This is a genomic window from Pedobacter sp. Bi126 (assembly GCF_918698245.1).
Taxonomy (GTDB): domain Bacteria; phylum Bacteroidota; class Bacteroidia; order Sphingobacteriales; family Sphingobacteriaceae; genus Pedobacter.
Genome location: NZ_CAKKMS010000003.1, coordinates 406,173 through 426,569 on the forward strand (window position 1 = coordinate 406,173; position 20,397 = coordinate 426,569).

The 20,397-nt window shown below is 39.4% G+C and carries 14 protein-coding genes; 1 reads left to right on the top strand and 13 read right to left on the bottom strand.

All coding sequences use genetic code 11. The features are described from left to right. Positions 1–33: 33 nt before the first annotated feature. Positions 34–2,040: a urocanate hydratase gene (locus tag LQ201_RS11925; RefSeq protein WP_230142624.1), complete on the bottom strand. Its 2,007-nt coding sequence runs from the start codon at positions 2,038–2,040 to the stop codon at positions 34–36. 18 nt (positions 2,041–2,058) lie between these two features. Then, positions 2,059–3,594, bottom strand: coding sequence for a histidine ammonia-lyase (gene hutH, locus LQ201_RS11930; protein ID WP_230142625.1), 1,536 nt, complete (start codon positions 3,592–3,594; stop codon positions 2,059–2,061). Between the two features lie 76 nt (positions 3,595–3,670). On the opposite strand from hutH, the gene LQ201_RS11935 reads away from it, so the two are divergent. Then, the gene (locus LQ201_RS11935) at positions 3,671–4,564 is read left to right on the top strand and encodes a LysR family transcriptional regulator (protein WP_230142627.1); all 894 of its coding nucleotides are present in this window, start codon (positions 3,671–3,673) and stop codon (positions 4,562–4,564) included. A gap of 378 nt (positions 4,565–4,942) precedes the next feature. Here LQ201_RS11935 and LQ201_RS11940 read toward each other — a convergent pair whose 3' ends face one another. The 11 genes from LQ201_RS11940 to LQ201_RS11990 form a co-directional block, all read right to left on the bottom strand. Beyond that, positions 4,943–5,851 (bottom strand): hypothetical protein, encoded by a 909-nt coding sequence (locus tag LQ201_RS11940; protein WP_230142629.1) that lies wholly within the window; start codon positions 5,849–5,851, stop codon positions 4,943–4,945. Positions 5,852–5,867: 16 nt separating this feature from the next. Continuing rightward, complete coding sequence (locus tag LQ201_RS11945; RefSeq protein ID WP_230142631.1) at positions 5,868–10,487, bottom strand: RHS repeat-associated core domain-containing protein; 4,620 nt, start codon at positions 10,485–10,487, stop codon at positions 5,868–5,870. An 11-nt stretch (positions 10,488–10,498) separates the two neighbouring features. Continuing rightward, positions 10,499–11,782: a hypothetical protein gene (locus tag LQ201_RS11950; RefSeq protein ID WP_230142634.1), complete on the bottom strand. Its 1,284-nt coding sequence runs from the start codon at positions 11,780–11,782 to the stop codon at positions 10,499–10,501. A 19-nt stretch (positions 11,783–11,801) separates the two neighbouring features. Further along, entirely contained in the window at positions 11,802–13,619 is a 1,818-nt protein-coding gene (locus LQ201_RS11955; protein ID WP_230142635.1) for a type VI secretion system Vgr family protein, read from the bottom strand. 12 nt (positions 13,620–13,631) lie between these two features. Beyond that, the gene (locus LQ201_RS11960) at positions 13,632–14,219 is read right to left on the bottom strand and encodes a T6SS effector amidase Tae4 family protein (RefSeq protein WP_230142637.1); all 588 of its coding nucleotides are present in this window, start codon (positions 14,217–14,219) and stop codon (positions 13,632–13,634) included. A gap of 1 nt (position 14,220) precedes the next feature. Continuing rightward, a complete protein-coding gene (locus LQ201_RS11965; RefSeq protein WP_230142638.1) occupies positions 14,221–14,772 on the bottom strand; it encodes a hypothetical protein in 552 nt (183 codons plus the stop codon). A gap of 102 nt (positions 14,773–14,874) precedes the next feature. Next, positions 14,875–15,270, bottom strand: a complete 396-nt coding sequence (gene tssD, locus LQ201_RS11970) for a type VI secretion system tube protein TssD (protein ID WP_025141860.1) — start codon at positions 15,268–15,270, stop codon at positions 14,875–14,877. Between the two features lie 121 nt (positions 15,271–15,391). Then, positions 15,392–15,787: a type VI secretion system tube protein TssD gene (tssD, locus tag LQ201_RS11975; protein ID WP_025141859.1), complete on the bottom strand. Its 396-nt coding sequence runs from the start codon at positions 15,785–15,787 to the stop codon at positions 15,392–15,394. Between the two features lie 516 nt (positions 15,788–16,303). Next, entirely contained in the window at positions 16,304–17,080 is a 777-nt protein-coding gene (locus LQ201_RS11980) for a hypothetical protein (RefSeq protein WP_230142639.1), read from the bottom strand. Positions 17,081–17,085: 5 nt separating this feature from the next. Beyond that, a complete protein-coding gene (locus LQ201_RS11985; RefSeq protein WP_230142641.1) occupies positions 17,086–17,781 on the bottom strand; it encodes a hypothetical protein in 696 nt (231 codons plus the stop codon). A gap of 12 nt (positions 17,782–17,793) precedes the next feature. Next, positions 17,794–20,394 carry an OmpA family protein gene (locus LQ201_RS11990; RefSeq protein WP_230142644.1) on the bottom strand — a complete coding sequence of 867 codons (2,601 nt, stop codon included), beginning with the start codon at positions 20,392–20,394 and terminating at the stop codon, positions 17,794–17,796. Between the last annotated feature and the right edge of the window lie 3 nt (positions 20,395–20,397).

Sequence of the window (20,397 nt, forward strand, 5' to 3'; positions counted from 1 at the left end):
AATGACAAAAAGGCGGTTTTCTTTTATAAAACTTTAATCTATCTGTAATCCCTCCAAAACCTCATCATCAACCAAATTCGGCAGTGTAATTTTTAAAGTACCAGTCCGTTCCATTTCGCGTTCGATGGCAAAACGGGCTTCTTTATTTCGTGCCCAGCTTCTTCTGGCAATGCCGTTGTTTACATCATAAAAAAGCATGTTTTGTAGTTTTTCAGCAGCTTGTTCGCTTCCATCCAATACCATCCCGAAACCACCGTTTATTACTTCCCCCCAGCCAACGCCACCACCATTGTGGATCGAAACCCATGTGGCGCCCCTAAAACTATCGCCAATTACATTATGAATAGCCATATCTGCGGTAAACCTGCTTCCATCGTAAATATTGCTCGTCTCTCTAAATGGAGAATCCGTTCCGCTTACATCATGATGATCTCTCCCAAGAATAACTGGTGCCGATAATTGGCCGGTATTAATCGCTTCATTAAACCTCAGTGCAATCTTTGCTCTTCCTTCAGCATCTGCATATAAAATCCGGGCTTTTGAGCCTACTACAAGTTTATTTTCCTTTGCTGCACTGATCCAATTGATATTATCCTGCAATTGTTGTTGTATTTCTGCCGGGGCACCAAGTTTAATCTCCTCCATCACCTCTTTAGCCATTTGATCGGTTAAATCGAGATCCTTTTCGTTACCTGAGGCACAAACCCACCTAAATGGGCCAAAACCATAATCGAAACACAATGGACCTAAAATGTCTTCTACATAAGATGGATATTTAAAATCTACCCCATTTGAAGACATTACATCAGCACCCGCCCTACTGCACTCCAACAAAAAGGCATTCCCATAATCGAAAAAATAAGTTCCCTTAGCAGTATGTTTGTTAACACTGGCGGCATGCCTTTTTAACGAATCCTGAACATAGACTTTAAACCGATCAGCAGCATTGGCCATCATTTCATTTGCTTCAACAAAACTTAAACCTACCGGATAATAGCCTCCAGAATATGGATTATGTAATGAAGTTTGATCAGAACCAATGGCCACTTCAATATTTTCCTGATCAAACCGCTCCCAAACATCAACGATATTGCCAATGTATGCCAGAGATACCGTTTCTTTTCCCTTTTGGGCAAGTATTACACGGTTAACCAATTCACCTAAGTTATCGATAAGTTCATCTACCCAACCTTGTTGGTGCCTTTTGGTTGCAGCCTTAGGATTTACCTCTGCACACACCGTAATACAGCCCACAATATTGCCCGCCTTGGTTTGTGCGCCGCTCATACCACCTAATCCTGCAGTAAGAAAAACTTTACCTGCAGTATCCTTGCCATAAAAACCCTTTTTGCGGAAAGCATTCATTAAGGTAATGGCCGTACCATGAACAATGCCCTGGGGCCCTATATACATGTACGAACCTGCCGTCATCTGGCCATATTGAGTTACCCCTAAAGCGCTAAACTTTTCAAGATCCTCAGGTGAAGAATAATTGGGCACCATCATCCCATTGGTTACCACTACCCGAGGTGCAGCAGTACTTGATGGGAATAGGCCCTGTGGATGCCCGCTGTAAATATTCAGCGTCTGCTGATCGGTCATCGTAGCCAGGTATTGCATTGTTAAAAGATACTGTGCCCAATTTTGGAATACACTTCCATTTCCGCCATAAGTAATCAGTTCTTCAGGATGCTGTGCAATTGCCGGATCTAAATTATTCTGGATCATGAGCATAATTGCCGCAGCATGAACAGTACGGCAGGGATACGTCGTTATGTCTCTCGCATAAATAGTATAATCGGGCATAAAACGGTACATATAAATGTGTCTGTAGTTTTCCAGTTCAGCCAAAAATTCTTGCGCAAGCACCTGGTGCCATGCTTTTGGAAAATAACGCAAGGCATTTTTAATGCTCAGTTTTTTTTCATCTGCATTTAAAACATCCTTCCTTACAGGCGCATGGCTTAGTTCGGTATTTCTGTTTTTGTGTGCAGGCAATGTTGAAGGAATACCTGCCAGTATCTGTGCTTTAAAATCCATTTTTTACAATTTAAACGCTTAATCCAATGTTGATTCTGCCTCGTTTGCAATGGCAACAATTTCACCTTTTTGTACCATTCTAATGGCATTCTCCATCCTATCGTACATAATCTGATCTTCTTCAAAATGATCAATTTCGGTACGCACAAAATCGTGTACTGCAGCCAGTATTTTACCCGGTTTTAATGGATGATGGTAATCAATGGCCTGTGCGGCACAGAACAGCTCGATACCCAGGATTTTCTCTACGTTTTCGATCACCTGCAAGGCTTTACGTCCGCTGATTGAACCCATACTCACATGATCTTCCTGACCTAAAGACGTTGGAATACTATCGGCACTTGCCGGAAAACAAAGTCCTTTATTTTCGCTGGCCAAAGCAGCAGAGGTATATTGAACAATCATAAAACCCGAATTCAATCCGGTTTCTTTCATCAGGAGTTTAGGTACGCCTGGCGTATTTCCTTCCAGGGAAAGATAAATCCTCCGATCGCTGATGTTTCCGATTTCTGAAGCGGCTAAACAGGCATAATCGAGCGGTAAGGCCAGTGGCTGACCATGAAAATTACCACCGCTGATCGTTAAATCGTCATTAAATATTACAGGGTTATCGGTTACCGAATTCAGTTCAATTTCTAAAGCTTCTTTTAAATGCATCCATGCCGTTCTGGAAGCTCCATGTACCTGTGGGATACACCTTAACGAATATGGATCCTGTACCTTGGCGCAATCAGCATGCGATTTCATAATTTCAGAACCTTGCAACAGTTTACGTACTTGCCCGGCAACCGCAATATTTGCCGGATAAGGCCTAAGCTGATGAAGCTGTGCATGAAAAGGTTTTTCAGAGCCTTGTAACCCTTCGATCATCATCGCCGAAATGATATTGGCTGAAGCCAGCACATTTTCTAATCGCTGCACCACTTTAACGGCATGCGCAGCAATAAACTGGGTGCCATTAATGAGGGCCAAGCCTTCTTTTGGACCCAACTGCAACGGACTCATCTGATATTCTTCTAAAAGCTGAGCTGTAGCAATAATTTCACCTTTGTAATGAACTTTTCCTAAGCCAATTAAAGGCAAAAAGAGGTGAGACAAAGGAGCAAGATCACCGGAGGCGCCAACAGAGCCTTGTTTGGGCACTACCGGTATAGCACCGATTTCTAAAAACCAGATCATTCGATCGAGCGTTTCAATTTTAATACCTGAATATCCCTGCGCTAAAGCCTGTAGTTTTAAAACCAACATTAGTTTTGATATTTCACTATCTATCGGCTCTCCAACACCAACAGCATGACTTTTCAAAATATTCTCTTGTAATTTACGGGTATCAACCGCCGAAATCATGGAGGTACACAGTGGTCCGAAACCGGTATTAATGCCGTAAACGGCTTTACCTGAAACCGCTATCCGTTCAACTACCTTACTACTTTCCAGTACTTTATCGCGGGTATTCTGCCTCAATATTCCTTTTATTTCGCCATTGCTGATGGCCAAAGCCAGTTTAGCGGTTAAATGATCTGTTCCGTAATTAAAAATCTGTTGCTCGCTCATGTTAAAAAGGTTTTAAACAAAAATAAGCCCTATATTTGATACCTATAAATACCAATTACATCATCATGTAATAACCATGGGTTATCAGATAGAACTTAGGCACTTAAAATATTTTCAGGTTTTGGCCGAGGAACTGAAGTTTAGAAGGGCTGCAGATCGCCTTTTTATTTCTCAACCAGGTCTAAGCCGGCAGATTAAACAGATGGAGGAAATTTTTAACGCCCCATTGTTCGATCGCAATAAGAAAAAGGTGGAGCTTACCGAAGCAGGCCTGTACCTAAAAAATGAGGTAGATTTTCTGTTCAGCCATATCGAAAACATTAAAAAACAGATCAGCAATATTAATGAAGGCAAACAGGGCGAACTCCGTATTGGTTTTTTAGGCTCAGCAGCACAAAAAATCGTGCCCGAAGTTATATTTAAACTGAACAAAGATTTTCCGGAGATCAGAACCAATCTGGATGAAATGCCCAATAAGTTACAGATCGAACTATTGGAAAAAGACATGCTTGATATGGGTTTTGTGAGGATGCAACAGTTTAAACCCAGCATTTCTAAACACATGATCCATCAGGATACTTTTTCCCTGGTATTGCCTAAAAGCCATCCCATGAAAAAGGCATCATTTGAAGCGGTAAAAAAATTGGGCAATGAACCCTTTATATTTTTCTCGAGTGATGACAGTCCATTCTATTACGACCTAATGATGAGCATTTGCGAGGATCATGGCTTTAAACCCAAAACCTACCACAAATCAGTCAATGCGCTCACCATTTACAAACTGGTTGAAGAAGGTTTGGGCATTGCCATTGTACCCACCGCCCTACAATATGGCTATCAGGAAAACGTAAAGTTTGTAGAGCTTACTCATATTCCGCAAAGAACAGAACTTTACATGATCTGGAAAGAATCTAACCGGAACCCGGCACTAAAAAATGTAATCAAATTGTTGTTGCAGGATAGGGTTTAGGTTGTGACACTTATTTCAATGAGTTTTAGAGAAGAAAAAATTTTACATATACCGGGTCTAATACAGGCACTTTAATCAGATCCTTGATTTTATTTTGTACGCTGAAATTCTTAAATAAAGATTTCTCGACTTCACTGCGCTCCGCTCGAAACGACGGACGATCGGATGGAGAAATCTCTATTGAGTGTCGTCATTTCGACTGAAGCTAACCGATTTTCATCGGTAGCGTAATGGAGAAATCTTTGGAGTTGGTTTTATGCTTCGCTTAAAGAAATTAAGTCGGAGTTCTTTTTGGCATCTACCCTCTTGATTTCAATGTTTTCACTATAGTTATTTATTGCTTTTTTAATTAAAATATTGCCCCAGTTTATCACAGCTCTATTTTTCTAAAATCCGTTTTTCCAGTTGTTGGGTTGTTTCATCCAATGGAATAGGAAGTTGTTGCGCTATAAAAGGTAGAAAATCTTTTAACAAAGGATGCGTAATAAAATCAATAGGTAAGCCTTTTTGAGAACGTAATTGAAGTAGTGCTATAATTTCTACAGGAAAATATTGCCAGTACTCTCGATTAAATGCAAATGTATGGTCTTCTTTGCTATTACTTATATGAAACTCTGCTAACTGATTTACCCAATCATTAACGATTTGCGCATCATCTGAATATAAATTGTCTGTCGCAGTGATATATGCTGGATGAGGAGGGGTACAAAATTTAAGAATTTTCTCTTTCGCTTCAGCATTTCCAAAAATACCTAATATAAATGCAGCTAAATATAAGATACTTGAACGGCCATATTCAGATTGAATGGAATAACCAAAGATTTTTTGCGAGTTAGCCGATAAATAACTATCCAAATGCTCGGCAATCATATTTAATTTATCATTAAAGAATCCGGCGCATAAAATAACTGACAGAGAAATATCTGTATGTAATTTTCCTGCTAAAAACAACCCTTCTTTCTGGCAAAATATCCCCAACAGTACATCCTTATAATAGGCTCCTAAAAGGCATTTAAAGTGCTTTTCGGTTTTCTCCCTTTCAAATTCCTTAATTGCATTTGGGATATCAAGACCATAAATAAAAGTACTCAATACATCAGGAATATGATGTTGAACAATTTCTTTTTCACCAAATACTATTTCCTCAGATTCAAACATTTCGGTGCCTTTAGTAATAAATTCACCCATAAATTGTTCAATGGGAACTCCTTCCGATTCAATAGACGATAAACATGAAATACAATATTGTAATACCTTCTTTTTTATTACTACCCACTCGTTGTTCATATGCTTCAAACTAAAATTACTTACACCCTTTTTGTATTTTAGATATCTCATCCCAATCAGATATCAAAGCCGATTTCACTTTAAACCGCCCTTTAGGCCCTCTACCTACAAATACATCTACTACACGCTTATCACCTATATTCTTTAAAATCCGGTTCGCTTCCTTAGAACTAAGCCCAAAGTCAGAAATATTTTTCTTTGTTAAAATATCGTTTATAAACTCATCCGCTTCAAGCTGCCTCGCCGACAATTTCCCAACATCGCCTGAAATATTAGTCTTCACTTCAAAAATATCAAATTTTCCATCATGGCGCATACCCACCACATCAATACCGTGACCAGAAGCATTTTGAACTTGAAATACACGGGAATACTTATTTGAATTTTGTAAAGCTTCTTTCACCCACTTTTCGCCATAATCACCTAATGCCTGCTGAAAGGTTTTTAAGCCAAATACATCTAACTCATAATTACTATCAAATACATATCCATAAACGGTAGGATTACCTCCAAATAATCCAATGGGATCCTGACTTATATATCCTCCAATTTCCGGATCATAATACCTAAACCTATTATAATAAAGCCCGGTTTCTACGTCTTCATATTGCCCCTGATACCTGAACGGAACAAATTCCCTGCTGCCGCTAAGTTTACGGATTTTTCCATAAATATCAAGTTCGCAATCCCACACTTTTTTACCTGCATCATCAAAAGCCTGTACAGGTGTGCCCAAATAATCGCTAATAATGGAGTAGTACTGGCCATTAACGATTTTGGCACTTGGGTTAAATTCATTCTGATCGTAAACCCAGGTAATTAAATCATTGCCCAGCGGTTCTGTTCTATCATAACTGAGAAGACCGTCTTCATTCACTACTAAATTTGGCCGGTCGTTTAAGGGGTAGCTCCATTCATGAAGGAGTAAATTCCCATCCCACACATAACGATACACCGTATTTTTAACAATTTTGGCTTTCCTCCTTCCTAAAGCATCGTATTCGAAACTGATGATCTCGCCATGTGGATTTTTAACCGCTTTCATCATGCCATTAGCCGTCCAGGCGTAAGCCCAGTCACCTTCTTTCCACTCTGGTAAATCGGGTTCGGCATCAGCTAAGATTTCAAGCATTTCAGCTTTGGGAACATCAGGGCTGGCCATTCCCCAGTTTAATTTTTTGCCAAATAAGCCATTGTCTTCAGGTTTAGTAGCTTCCTCTTTTACCAGACCGATAATATTACGTTTACTTTTTTGTACCAGGTTGCCTTTGGCATCGTAACGGTAATACCATTGGTCATCTTTAAGCAGTTTACCACCTTTATCGTAACGTCTGTCGCTGCGATCGCCTGTTTTATATAAGTTTCCTGTTTCATCGGGATTCTTATAAATCACTTTACCATCGCTATAACTTGCCGAAGAAAGACTACCAAAAGTATCGTATCTGTAATTGATGCTACCGCCCGTAATGCTGTTTAAGCAGCTATTCAGTTTATCGTTTGGCCCCCAGGCATATTGTTTAAATGCTGTGATGGAACGGCTGGCTTCGACCTTTTGACTAATTGGATGGCCTTCATGGTCATAATCGAATGTTGCTCTAACCCCGCCGCTTAAACTGCGGTTGGTTTCCTGTCCGTTTTTATTCCGGCCAATAGCTGCTGTCCATTCTGCCGATCCGCCACTTTTAGCTGCGATGCCATTCAGATAACCAATTTCATTATAATCGTATTTTATATCGGCCCCTAATGAACTTTTTAAACTTGTCAGATTTCCAAAAACATCATATTGATAATTAACCTGGTAGCCATCCTGTATTTCCTGGGTGATCATACCCAACGGATTGCGCCTAAAATTAACCGAAGAAAGTTCGTTCTCCGCTGTAATGAGCAAACCAAGTTTATTGTATTGAAAGGCTTCGTAAGTACCATCTTCATAGCTGCTGTATACCAATCGGCCGCTCAGATCGTAATTGTGGTACACAGCCTTTCCATCGGCCTGTATCGTTTTAATAATCTGCCCGTCCTGGTTACGGATATATTGCTGCTCTTGCCCGTCAAAACCAATTTCTTTTACCACATCATCATTCGCATCTCTTAAAAAGGTATACTCTTCCCCTTTTTCGTTGGTAATACCTTTTAAATTTTCCCACTTATCATAGGTAAAATGAAGGACCTGGGCATTTTGACTGGATGATTGACTGCTTCTTTTTTGTGTTTTTAGGCTACCCATTGGGGTGTAGGCCATGTGCCATTCTTCGCGGCCATCGGTGGCGTAAACCGGAAGATCATAGGCATCGTATTCGAAACGTAAAGCCTCTTCTCCAAAATCTTTCACAAGGATTACGCGTCCCATTTCATCACGTTCCCAGATCGTAGTTTGATCACCATCGGGGCTAAAACGGATCAGTCGACCGTAATCATCATAAGTCCAGCGACGGCTATTGCCTTCGCTCGAAACCGATTCAATTAGTTGATTTAAACTGTTATATGTCCAATGAACTTCATAGCCATCATTATCGCGACAAAATATGGGTAATTTTTGTCCTTCGGTATAATAAAAATCGACTATACGATTATCTTTTTGCACATGTTTAAGCAATTGGTTCTGCTCGTTGTACAACCATGTTTCGTTTGATCCAGCCGGATCACTGCGCAATATCAGGTTATTATTGTCATCATATGCATACTGATACTGCTCGCCATCTGCCGTATGGTAAGTGGTGATATTGCCCCTCTCATCGTATTCATAACCGATTACCCTACCCTCAGGGCTGGAAATCATTTTTTCTTCATTGTAACGATCGTGTTCATACCAGGTTTCGCCACCCATAGCATCTACTTTTTTGTACACCAGATCGTTTTCATCATAATAATAGCGTTCTACTTTACCATCGCGATAATATACTTCGTTATATCCTTCTTCCTGGAAATAGCTAATCGATCCACTCATAAAACCATCTCTGCCTTCGGTATGGATTACGCGGCCCTCTTCATCATAACGCCAGAAATAGGCCATCCCGTTGCGGTTTGTTCTTTTCACTACGCGATCGTGATCATCGTACTCAAAACTGATAGCTTTACCTGCCTGATCGTATACTTTGATCATATTGCCGCGTTGATCGTAATCGTAACTCACCAACAGATCGCTGGTATTTTTATATTGATAATAAACTGCTTTAATTGCCGTACTTGCCTCATTGTGCTGCATTTCGAGCACACGACCAGAATTTTCTACAATGCGGGATAAAAGTTGTTTTTGATAGTAAAATGTAAGGTTGGTGCCGCTATTGTACTCAATTTTGCTTATGCGGTAAATATCGCCATCAACTCCGCCACTAAAAAGCGCATAGGTATAAATATCCTGATCAATGGTGAGCACCCAGGTATTTTCATCGGGCCGTTCCATCCAGATTTTTTGTGCACGATCGTACTGTTTGCCTGAATATGGTTCGATATAGGGCAAAGGCATCACCATATTTTCTTTCGGATGGCTAAAACCAACAATTTCAGCTTCCGGATCGGGATAAATATATAAATCGTAATTATTGTAAACCTGATTGCCCAACATACCTGCATATGGCTTATCGCTGCGCCATACATTGTTCCAGGCCAGTGTTTGGCCACCATGCAGTTCGAAATCGGTCCATTCGAAAAACATGGCACCAGTAACAAAATTAACAGGTTCCAATCCCCAATGACAGAGTTTTTTTGATAGCGGGTTTGTTTTGCCCAACATTCGCTGGAGAAGCTTATTTACGCCTTTTAAGGCCCCTTTAGCTAAAGCCCCACCTAATTTGGTGAGCCCCCTCATAATACCAATGGCCGCAAAACGCATTAAATACTCTTTCAGCGTATAATTATGCGGCGCAAATGTACCACCAACCAACACAGGTTTACCAGTATTAATCTGTACATACATACTCAATAAATCGCTGTAAAAAGCGAAATAAGCCAATGGGTTTTTCTTCAATTTACCAGGTACAGTTGGCAAGGGCTTCAAACCCATTGGCGGGCACCAGCAGGTAAGCACCTGGCCAGGATTAGAACCGCTCATTTCCGAGCCTTGCCCTTTTACAGTAGTAGAACCCCAGTATACCTCGCCCTCATGTGGCGAGCCGGGGATATTCACAATAAAATAAACTGGAATAGAACTGATGTGCCTAAACGGGAGTAAAACACCCATAACTGTAGTGGTAGTAGTGGCTTTATGGCGACCATGTACATAAATTGAGCCGCCCATCGGGATACTGGCCGTACCGATTAAACCCTGTGCAAATTTTGGAATAGGAATACTGAAATGCAGGTAATCCATTGGATCGAACACCATCCCAATAAAAGGATGTGGCAAAGGCAAAGGAATAAACCCAAAAGATGGCGGAAGGGGAATGGTTGTCCAGTGAAAATCGATAGCCAGTACCACATCAAAATGCTTGCTAACATGTTGTACCGCGGTATTGGCCATTGCAGGCTTTTTAGCCTTTACAAGCTTTAAGGTGCTTTTTGCCGCTGGGGGATTACTTCCGGGGGCAACGCCGCCACCACCACCAACGGCTTTTGGTTCGGCTTTGGTTAAGCTTGCAGATAGGCTGATTGACCTATCGGTAGACATATTCGGTTTACTCGCTTTTACTTTTTTCATCCGTATATTTTTTATGATAATGGATTGGCGTGATTTTTTGGCACTTCAGCCATTGATTTCCAGTCTTCTCCGTAATCCTGCCGCATATCCATATCTAATTTTTTGCCCTCAGGGCTTTCCTCACCATATTTTTTTAACATGATCGATGCGGTATAAGCCATCGAACTTTGTCGCCGTTTTTCAACCGGCATTTTTCTGGCAATTTCCAAACACTTCAAATAATAATCCATTGCTTTTGCAGAGCCGGTTATTTTGCTCTCCGAAAGCTGACCAAGTAAGCGGGTACATTCCATTGCTATAAAATCGTTCTCTATAATTTCTGCGATTTTAATTGCCTTTTCGAAGTACTTTTTAGCTTCATCTTTACCCGAATGTGCCAGTAAGAAACTGCCATAGCTCATGTGGATATGTGCACTCAATAGTGTGTTTTCTCCAGCACGGGCCAAAGCCATCTCATATTGTTGGCGTGCTTCACTCCTTTTATTCTTTACGGCTAAACTCTGTGCCAGCATTATTCTTGCTGCCACTACCGCCTCGTGCAATCCTTGTTTCTGGGCGATTACAATTGCCCGTTCTAAAACTGCATTGGCCTGCTCATGTTTGCCTTTACTTAAATAATTACTTGCAGTCAGGATCTGCTGCTGGTAATCACTTTCAGGGTCGTTCTTCTCCCGGTTGGTATGTGCTGCCGCATTTTGCATCAACTGGCTCACATCAATATTGATCCTGAATTCGGTACCCTGTTTTAATTTTTTTAAGGTACGGTGTGTATGGTGCTCGGTATAAACCAGTTTAATATTATGGTTATCGAACGCTTTAACACAGCTGCACCATTCGTTAATCCATTCAGATAGGCCAGTTACATCATGGGTGGTAGTTGGTGCCAGCTGAACATGTATTTTCTTTAATTTTAATTCAGGATAAAGATTGCATAACCTTATAAGTGCTGTAACAGGCAAATAGGCATCTGTTTTATAATTTCGGGCACCCTGGCCTGTTTCAATATCCCAAACAACACCGGCTCTTGTATCCTTCTGCCATAAGTCAAAAATCTCCTTCCATTCTTTAACCAAACTTTTACCGTAATCATTTTTGTTCTGGAATTCCTGATAATGGAGCAGGAACATATCGTTGGTTCTGCTTTCTTCTGTTAATTGGTATTTAAAATAAGCTTCGAATAAATTTACTTCGTGCCGCTCACCCAAACAGAGAAACAGGGTTTCTGATGGATGTTGCCTTACTACTTGTTGCCATTGTTTATCTATCTTAAATAATTCCAGTTGTATTGGGTTCATGGAGCTTTAATGTCGAAAATTAGTTTAGATTGATGGTACCGCTACTGATATTCGTTTCGCTTTCGCCTCCCACATTAATCTTTTTCGAAGCCAGATTGGCCTCTGTTTCGCCACTCATCGATAGCGTTTTTGTACCGATATCTAAGGTTTGTGATTCTATCCCGATACCAGAAGTTGGTGTTCCATCTTCAGGCCCTACACCTATACCAATACTGATTGAGGCAGAATTTCCGATGTTTTCTCCCAGTGTTAAAATATCCTTTCCCTTAATGATGATTTTTCCCGTTTTATCCATAAAAATGCTGCTCTCTCCGCATTTAATCAAGATTGATTCTTTAGTTTCGAAAACTGCTTTACCGGCTCCGTCGAGCTCGATAAAATTGCTGTCTTTATCCCGCATAATCATACCCGCACCGTCATCCATGGTTAAAGTATGTCCGCTTTTAGAAGTCAAACTTTTACTGTTATTGCTGGCACTCCCGCCACTACTACTTTTGCCATGAAATACCGAACCCAATACAATTGGCCTGGCAATATTGCCTTCTTCGAAGGTTAAAGCTACCTGATCGCCGATTTCGGGGATAAATACAAACCCCCTGTTTTTGCTCACTTTATCGCTGCTTCCTGCATCTGGTGTAATTACCCGCAGCCACTCCGTTACATCATTGGTTTTACACTCCCATTTAAATTTTACCTTAATACGCCCCTGCCCTTGCGGATCGGCATTGTCTATTACATCTGCCAATTGCATATCCGGGCTTGGTTTACTATAGTTTTTTACCAAAAGGCGCTCCGTTGTAGCTACCACACCTTCGAAAGTGTTATAATATTTACCTGTACCATCAATATCATGGTTGATACTGGTGATTAGAAATTTACCCAAGCTTTCTGTAGAAAAAGACAGTTCTTTTCTCACACTCATCGTAATTTCGGCGATACTGCCAATACTCAAAGCAGCATTATCTCCACTTGCATTTACTTTCAATAAATTGCTGATGTGTGCCTTTTCTTCATTCTGTACATGATTTTTAATGTCGTTGTTATTGTCTACCCGGATAAGCGATGGTTGATTAAAGGTTTTGCTATACATCGCGTTAGACACTTGTATGGCGTGCGCGAGGTCGGGTGGTCCATCTCCCTGTCCGCTGCTTTCACTCTGGAGCATCTCATCCTGTTTTGGGTTATAAGCAAAACGTTTATTCTTGATTGGCGCAATTTCCATGGCATACTGCAGGTTTTGTACATCGCGACCATAAATCAAGGCAACTTCTTTTTGATCATCTGGCTTACCAAAATTCAATTGCTTGCCATCATAATAAAACCATTCATGATATTCGCCCGAAAGCCTGTTCAGGAAATCAAAATCACTCTCCCTGTATTGAATTAAGTAATCAATAGGATCTTTTCTAGCGGCATTGGCCACAATTTTAATATCGTTTGAGGGAACATCAGATGTAGCAAGAGTTACGATCGAATTTAAATCTTTATCGAGATAAGAACCTAAATCAGGACCGCGATCGATCAAGATCGTTGGACTATAACCGCTCACAATCAGTACACCATGATAACCGTGGCTTTGCGCCAGTTCTACTTTGGTTACCAGACCAGCAAATTCCTGTAAACCACCAGAATCGTGGCCAAAGGAAGCGGTAAGGGTTTTACCCACAAAATCGCGACTGTCGTTAAGACTGATCATTCCCGGCGAACCCATCTGATCGTGGTTAAACCGCAGCTCGAAATAATGATGCGCATTAAAAGCTTGTTTTAAGCTAAATGAGGCAAAATGGGTAATTGCCTTATTTTCTATGTTAATTTCTACAATGAGTTTCTTTTCCATAAATTCGATCTTTTAGCAAATCCACAAATAAATTCCGCTGGTTCTGGGGTCTAAGAAATAATCCTGATATAAACATTTATAGCCATCCCAAAGGGTAAAATGACCTGTCGCATCACTAAACTGGGTTTTAAAGCAGATAATACCCGATACGCCATCTATTTTATTTTGAAACGCCCTTAAATCATGATGTGCGATCCAAGTGTCTCTAACTCCTTTTTCCACTTTAATATCGGGTTTTTTATATTTGTGGTTGAGGTAGTCGAAAAATTCGCTCACCCGGAAACAATAGCGCTTTTGATCAGCTCCGGCAATAGTTTCGAACTTTTTAGTATACGGATACCGAGTGGGTATGGCATGGACTTTTACCTTTTCCTGGGCCAGGAAATCCTGTTTTGTGGTATATTTCCAGCTAGGCAGGCCTATGCTAAAAACCTTGTTATTAATACCTAGATAATTAAACGCCCTGCTCATCCTCACCACACAGGTATTGGTAATGTAAGCAGCATTAACAGCCCCACCAATTGTTGCTTTTACCAGTTCGCTACTTGTTGCTGGGTAATTTATCCTTAAATCGGTAAAACTTGGCAAAGAAAGTGGCATGCTATTTTTTGGTTAGAAGTGAATCAAGATATTTAGTACTTTTAAATGATGCATTTTCCAGTGCATAGAAAAATACATTCTTGTTTCCTGAAGATGAAAGAGTTGATTTAGCTTTCTGAAGAAAAACAATCAGCGTATCATTTGGGTATTCAATATATTTTAAATCACTCATTACCATATACTTCAGGCTATCCATAGGTTTTAGCTTCCCCTTAAATGATTTCAATACTTTCGCACTAAAAACCCTTTCAGCATTGTAAACGGAGTCAACCCTGGTAATATTTACCAGCACAATGTACCCTGCTTCCTTTTTAAGCTCATGCACCATTTCTTTTGGCGGATCTTGATTTTTTTCGCCTTCCAGGTGTTTATTTGTATTAACTAAAGCCAAAGAATCTTTATTAACAGCCGCAGGTAAAACATTCTGCTTCTTATTATTTTGCTGGCATGCGGCAAAACCTATGGCTAAAAGAGCCCATAGTAACTTATGTGCATATTTTTTTGTTTGCTTCTGTATATTTTTATCGATTTTAAAAGCAAATACATCTGCCATGAGAAGGTATTTAAATGTTTATTGCGATTCTATTCCGTTTAATTAAGGAAAAAGCATAAGACCAGGCACTAGAGGGATATCTGTGGCCTGGTCTGCTAAGATTTAAGCTTTAGGCCAATCGTTTTCGTGTTCTGCGTTGCCCAGTTTTAGCTTACGGGCCGATACCACAAAACTTAATGTCATAGGTGTATTGTCGTTTACCGCAATACCCTCGTTATACTGGATGATATAACCATCTTCGAAAGACAGTTCCTTCATTTTTGCATCTTCTTCGCCTTTTTTGAAAACCAATGTTCCTGAAAGCGGCTTATACTGGTTGTTTACCATCGATTCGATCACAGAAGTATCCTCGGTTGATTCGATTTCGATGTGGATGGTGCCACCATAAACACCTGACGATGGACGGCCTTTTGCGTCAACATCTCTATTTAATGAAAAGCTGCACTGTAGTACATCAAATTCTTTTGATCCTAAGTTTAAACGGGTTTTGAATGCCATTGTAGTAAGTTTTAATGTTTTTGAAAAATGAATGAATTGCGATAAGCGGTTGGCGAGGACTGTAAAGCGGTTGGCATTTTATTTACCTTAAACCCTAAACCTTACACCTTCAACCTTGCTCTTAGGCTTTTGGCCAATCGTTAAGGTGCTCGGCGTTGCCTAATTTAAGCTTCCTTGCTGAAATCTGGAATTTGAGCGTCATCGGATGATCGCCCACAATGTTGATCCCTTCAGAATATTTAACAATGTAGCCATCTTCGAAGTTAACTTCTTTCATTTTGGCATCTTCCTCTGTTTTCTTGATCAGAAGGGTTCCCGTAATAGGTTTGTACTGGTTGTTTACCATCGCCTCGATTATTGAGGTGTCTTCGGTTGACTCGATCTCAATGTCGATGGTACCGCCGTAAACTCCGGAAGAAGGTCTTCCCTTAGCATCTACATCGCGGTTTAACGCATAGGCACAATGAAGCACATCGTACTCCTTGCCCGAAAAATTTAATCTAGCTTTGAAAGCCATAGTTTTAAAATTTAAAGGTTAAAAAATTTGATTAGTATAGCCTCCGCTACGTTAACTATAAACCAAATATTAAGCCAATTATTGTGTATGTTACTCATATATAACAGCTAACGCGTACACCAAATTCTAAAATATTATCCTACGGTTAGCAGAACGCAGATTTTTGACAAGAAAAAAAATGTATTTTTTTTGAAACCACCAGCCGTCTCATTTTCGCTACATACAATAGCTTAAAATATTGTAGCATTTTTAGACAAGGCGTTACTTTTTGAAGCGTAATTTTGGACAATTACTAATTTTTATACCAATCGAAAGCAAGGAAAGTGATCCAGTCTTTAGCTGCTCCATCTCTCCTATTTAAGGCCGATAACTCAACAGACATCTTTACCTGCACATGCATTTTTCCAATATGCCCCGGTTTTTAAGGTCTTTAGTTTGAGCACTACAGCCAAAAAAAATACAATTGCGACCATAAATAGTATTCTCTTCTAATTTTTATTCCTGGTAATTGTGAATCTAGCGGATAATTTCGAACCCATTATTACCTTTTGGCAGGTGTATATAAAAAGGGAAACCAAACTCTTCATTTGCTCCCTTTTTGAGGTAAGAAATAATAGGGCTGTGATCCTTTCTTTTTAGGTTTAACAATTTATTCTGTGCATAAAATTCTAATTTGGTTTGATTAGGAAATTCTTGTAAAACATAATCTTCCTCTGCCAACATAGCGAACATATTTTTTAACGCACTCAAATTATCTTCTTCCAAATACATGGAAGTATCCGTTTCGTGATATCTCTTTTTTAACAGAGCGGATAATTCGTCGATTTTCTTATCCCTGAAAAGAAGGTATATGCTGCGATAAAAATCATTAACAAGTTTTAAGCTATTTTCATTTTTAACATCAATCATATGGGATGCTACCCAACCTAATGTTTGATAAGGTACTTCAGCCTTAAAAACACCTCCTATTTTTAATTCTGGTAGCTTTTTTTCATTTAAAGCCGGGGCATCTAGTTTTGTTATTGTCTGTTGATTATCAAAATTACCGTTTGCCGAATCCAAAACGTTTATTTTTATCTGAGCTTCGGCGTTAGGATTAATCAGTTCACCTTCAACTGGCTTTAAAACAACACTAAAACTTTGATTGCCGCTTGATAAAATAAAGTGGTTTATCGGGTATTGAGAATGGATGCTACCTCCTTCGGTATGGGTATGAACAACTACATCGTTTACAATGAGATCAAAATTTGCCAGTGAAATATTGTATTCCAGTAAATAATATGGTTCAGTCATAAAGGTTATTTTTTAAAAAGATGTGCATACGGACTGTCATATTCTTTTAATAGCGGCTTAGCATATTCCTCAACAATGTGATCCATATATGCCTTTTTAGTTATAATCTTAATTGACATATTTAGGTTAGCATTAGTCGGATCTATAACCAGTTGGGTTAATACATCATTTTTGCTCCAAAACAATTGTTGGGGATATTGCGTAGCCTTATTATCAAATTCATCAGCAACTTCTTTAACAAGATGTGGCATAAGGCTTTTTAATAATGCAGGCGTTTCCTTTTCATTGTCATCAAATTTTCTTTGATTATAAATAATGGAATCGGGTGTCGAATAGCTTTTCAGCATATCCTTAAGTAAGTTTGCAGCATCTTTATTATCCGGATGTACACTAATAAAACTCACATCGCCATTGTAGGTTACTACTTTTGTTTCTAAAACTTCTGCGATTTTCGTTTTGTTGAAAGTTACATTATCGTTCCCTGCGAAAAAATAATACACTATCTTTTCTCCCTTATCAACCAACTGAACACCATCTTTTGTTGGTAGTTCAAAGCGTCCCTTTTGTTCCTTTATATTTTTGGTGAATTCAGACAAATCTACATTGGGCTTTTCGGCAAGGACCAAATCTTTTAAGTCAATTTTTTTTGGACTGCAGCCTAAAAAGATTAAACAAACTAAAAAAGCTATATTTTTCTTCATGAGTATATAAAATTAAACCAAATAATGTTTCTTAAATTTAACATCGTCTTTTTCAACAAGAACAGCATCACCATCAAAGCTAAAAGTTCTCTTAATAAAACCAAATTTAATTGTTGTAGCAGCAACAAAGGTGGCTTTTATGCCTCCGAATTCTGCTATTGGAGCGACAAATACTCCTTCTTTATCAGCGCCTAATTTTACGCCTCCGGTAACGCTTGTTTTAGCATCCGCTTTTACAATCCCCGAAACCCCCATACTACCCGTTTCGGCTTTGGCCGTAGCTTTAAATTCGATATTGACCTTGAGCTCACCGGTAATTTTGACTTCACCGGTTGTTTCCTTAGGGAATTTAACATTGATGATGGATTTCCCTGCAATATTAAGTGCACCGCCTACGGTAATCAAAAAAGTTATCTTAACATATTTGTTCATTTTATCCTTAATCCAAGTGAGTACTTCACCAGCCCCCGGACATATAGCATTTCCACCATATTTTAGAACAATATCGATTAGATCTATACTGAGAGCGGCTTCTATAAGCGGTTTTGTTTCTGCGCCGATTTCGACAATCTCTCCAACAACTTTGTTTGTTTTTTTTAAATACCATTGAGCAGACACCGCTAAAACTGGTGCCTTCACCTCGAACATGAACCTACCTTTGGCCAAACAGGAATTAGATACACGATCTGCCATTTGCTTAACCTGATTTATAACCCTCAGGGTTTTAGCAATACGTTCTGACCATTCTTTACTAAATTCAACCTTTTGCTTTTTACCTGCTGAGGTAGTCCATTCTCCTACAAATGATAACTCAAACTTTTGAGCCATCTCACCAAAGTTTTCAGACCAGCCGGCATCTACTGCAGCGCCTATTGCTTTCTTTTTTGCTTCATCTAACTCATAACCGTACAACTTATTACCGTAGGTGTAGGCAAAGGGTTGGGTATGCGACCATTTAAATTCTATGGTCCATTTAATATCAGAGTATACATGTATAGCCAGTGTAGGATTGTTCTGAACAGAATAATACCTGCAAGAATGGATATGAACCATGTAATTATTCATTAATCCATCCCGCTTGGGCCAAATGTAATTTAATGGAATAACATTGAACTTACTCATTGTTGATACTGCCGGAACTGTAATTTTGCCCTCATTCTCCGCTTTTACATCAATGTTGATTAATTTGATGGTTTTATTGTGCTTTTTGCGGTCAAAACAAGCTTTGGTATCGAATTTTACGGGTTCTACGGTAATATCTTTTGGTTTATTGCCAACAATAGTTTCATAAATAATAGTTTGTGCATTATGCCCGTAATATTCAAATGCAATATCTACCCTCCGGTTATTCTGATAGTCTGCCTCATTTTTATATTTAATATTGTCGCGACCTTTTTTATCGTCTGTGGGGGTTACTTCTCCATGTCCGGCCGTTTTGATCCGATTAGGATCTAATTTCCCTTTGATAAAAAACTCTCTTACTGTTTTTGCCCTGTTTTCTGATAATACATTGTTATGGTTCTGTTTACCGATTACACAAGCAAAACCATCAAGTTGAATAGTACTGTATCGATGCTCAAGCAAGAACCGCAATATATTATTAAGCTGCTTAAGACTTTCGGGTAAAAGTTCTGTACTATCAAATTTAAAAATAATAGACTCTAACGTTTTTTCCCGTTTATCGATTACATTTTTAACTCCACTTCCATTATCGAAAACTAGTTCGGGTTTACTTCCTTCTTCTGTTACATTAATTTGTTCAAACTTGCACAACTCAAATCTTGCCTCATTTTTATCGGGCTGGTAAATGGTTACCGGTGTTCTGTTTTCGGGTATTTCTACTATCTGCGATTTAAGTTTATCTTTTATCCTTAAAAACCGGGCATGGGCAGTATCACCCTTACCTCCCGTATCTTCAATATATTTACCAGTTACGGGATGCACCACACGCACATAAAATTCTTCAACATCCGATCTATCATTCATAGACTGGTACCATGAATACGTATTGGGAATTTTTAGGTTAATTTCGCCATTGGTTACACTTACCCGATAAATTTTTCGGGTTTCTTCATCATCTTTTGGCCATAGGCCTAGTGCTGATCTCAATTTTCTGAATACCCTAACCTCTACATTATCATAGCCATTTAAGCCTTCGGTAAAAAGCCTGAGCCAGATGAGTTCTCCGTACGAAAACTGGTAAGTTTTGCGTACATCTGCTCCTCCTTCATTTTGAGTCCACCTGCTGTCTACTATTTTTGCAGGTGATTCGCCCCTGATCTTTAAGCCTGATTTACTATCGAAATTCCCGCTCCATGTTGCTTCAATGTACCACAGGTATGGTCCGCATAATTTTTTGGGTATCCGGTAACCATAGCTAAAATTGCTGGGTATTGTTTTCTGAAGATCGATGACGCTTTTCTCGTTAAAAACGGCCCATTTTATATCTTTCTTTCTATCTTGCTCGGTAGTGCCGGGCTGCCATTCTCCTATTTTGAACCAAACATACTGATCTGGAGCTACTACCACTAACTGACCGGGTATAGATCCTTTGTTAGCATTATATACTTTACCTTCGCCGGTCCAAATAATTTTCTTTATTCCCTTTGCCATACG

Coding starts and splice junctions, on each gene's coding strand:
- LQ201_RS11985 (WP_230142641.1), bottom strand. CDS start 17,781: ATGAAGAAAAATATAGCTTTTTTAGTTTGTTTAATCTTTTTAGGCTGC.
- hutH (WP_230142625.1), bottom strand. CDS start 3,594: ATGAGCGAGCAACAGATTTTTAATTACGGAACAGATCATTTAACCGCT.
- LQ201_RS11960 (WP_230142637.1), bottom strand. CDS start 14,219: ATGCCACTTTCTTTGCCAAGTTTTACCGATTTAAGGATAAATTACCCA.
- tssD (WP_025141860.1), bottom strand. CDS start 15,270: ATGGCATTCAAAACCCGTTTAAACTTAGGATCAAAAGAATTTGATGTA.
- LQ201_RS11925 (WP_230142624.1), bottom strand. CDS start 2,040: ATGGATTTTAAAGCACAGATACTGGCAGGTATTCCTTCAACATTGCCT.
- LQ201_RS11980 (WP_230142639.1), bottom strand. CDS start 17,080: ATGACTGAACCATATTATTTACTGGAATACAATATTTCACTGGCAAAT.
- LQ201_RS11935 (WP_230142627.1), top strand. CDS start 3,671: ATGGGTTATCAGATAGAACTTAGGCACTTAAAATATTTTCAGGTTTTG.
- LQ201_RS11990 (WP_230142644.1), bottom strand. CDS start 20,394: ATGGCAAAGGGAATAAAGAAAATTATTTGGACCGGCGAAGGTAAAGTA.
- LQ201_RS11940 (WP_230142629.1), bottom strand. CDS start 5,851: ATGAACAACGAGTGGGTAGTAATAAAAAAGAAGGTATTACAATATTGT.
- LQ201_RS11955 (WP_230142635.1), bottom strand. CDS start 13,619: ATGGAAAAGAAACTCATTGTAGAAATTAACATAGAAAATAAGGCAATT.
- LQ201_RS11965 (WP_230142638.1), bottom strand. CDS start 14,772: ATGGCAGATGTATTTGCTTTTAAAATCGATAAAAATATACAGAAGCAA.
- LQ201_RS11945 (WP_230142631.1), bottom strand. CDS start 10,487: ATGAAAAAAGTAAAAGCGAGTAAACCGAATATGTCTACCGATAGGTCA.
- tssD (WP_025141859.1), bottom strand. CDS start 15,787: ATGGCTTTCAAAGCTAGATTAAATTTTTCGGGCAAGGAGTACGATGTG.
- LQ201_RS11950 (WP_230142634.1), bottom strand. CDS start 11,782: ATGAACCCAATACAACTGGAATTATTTAAGATAGATAAACAATGGCAA.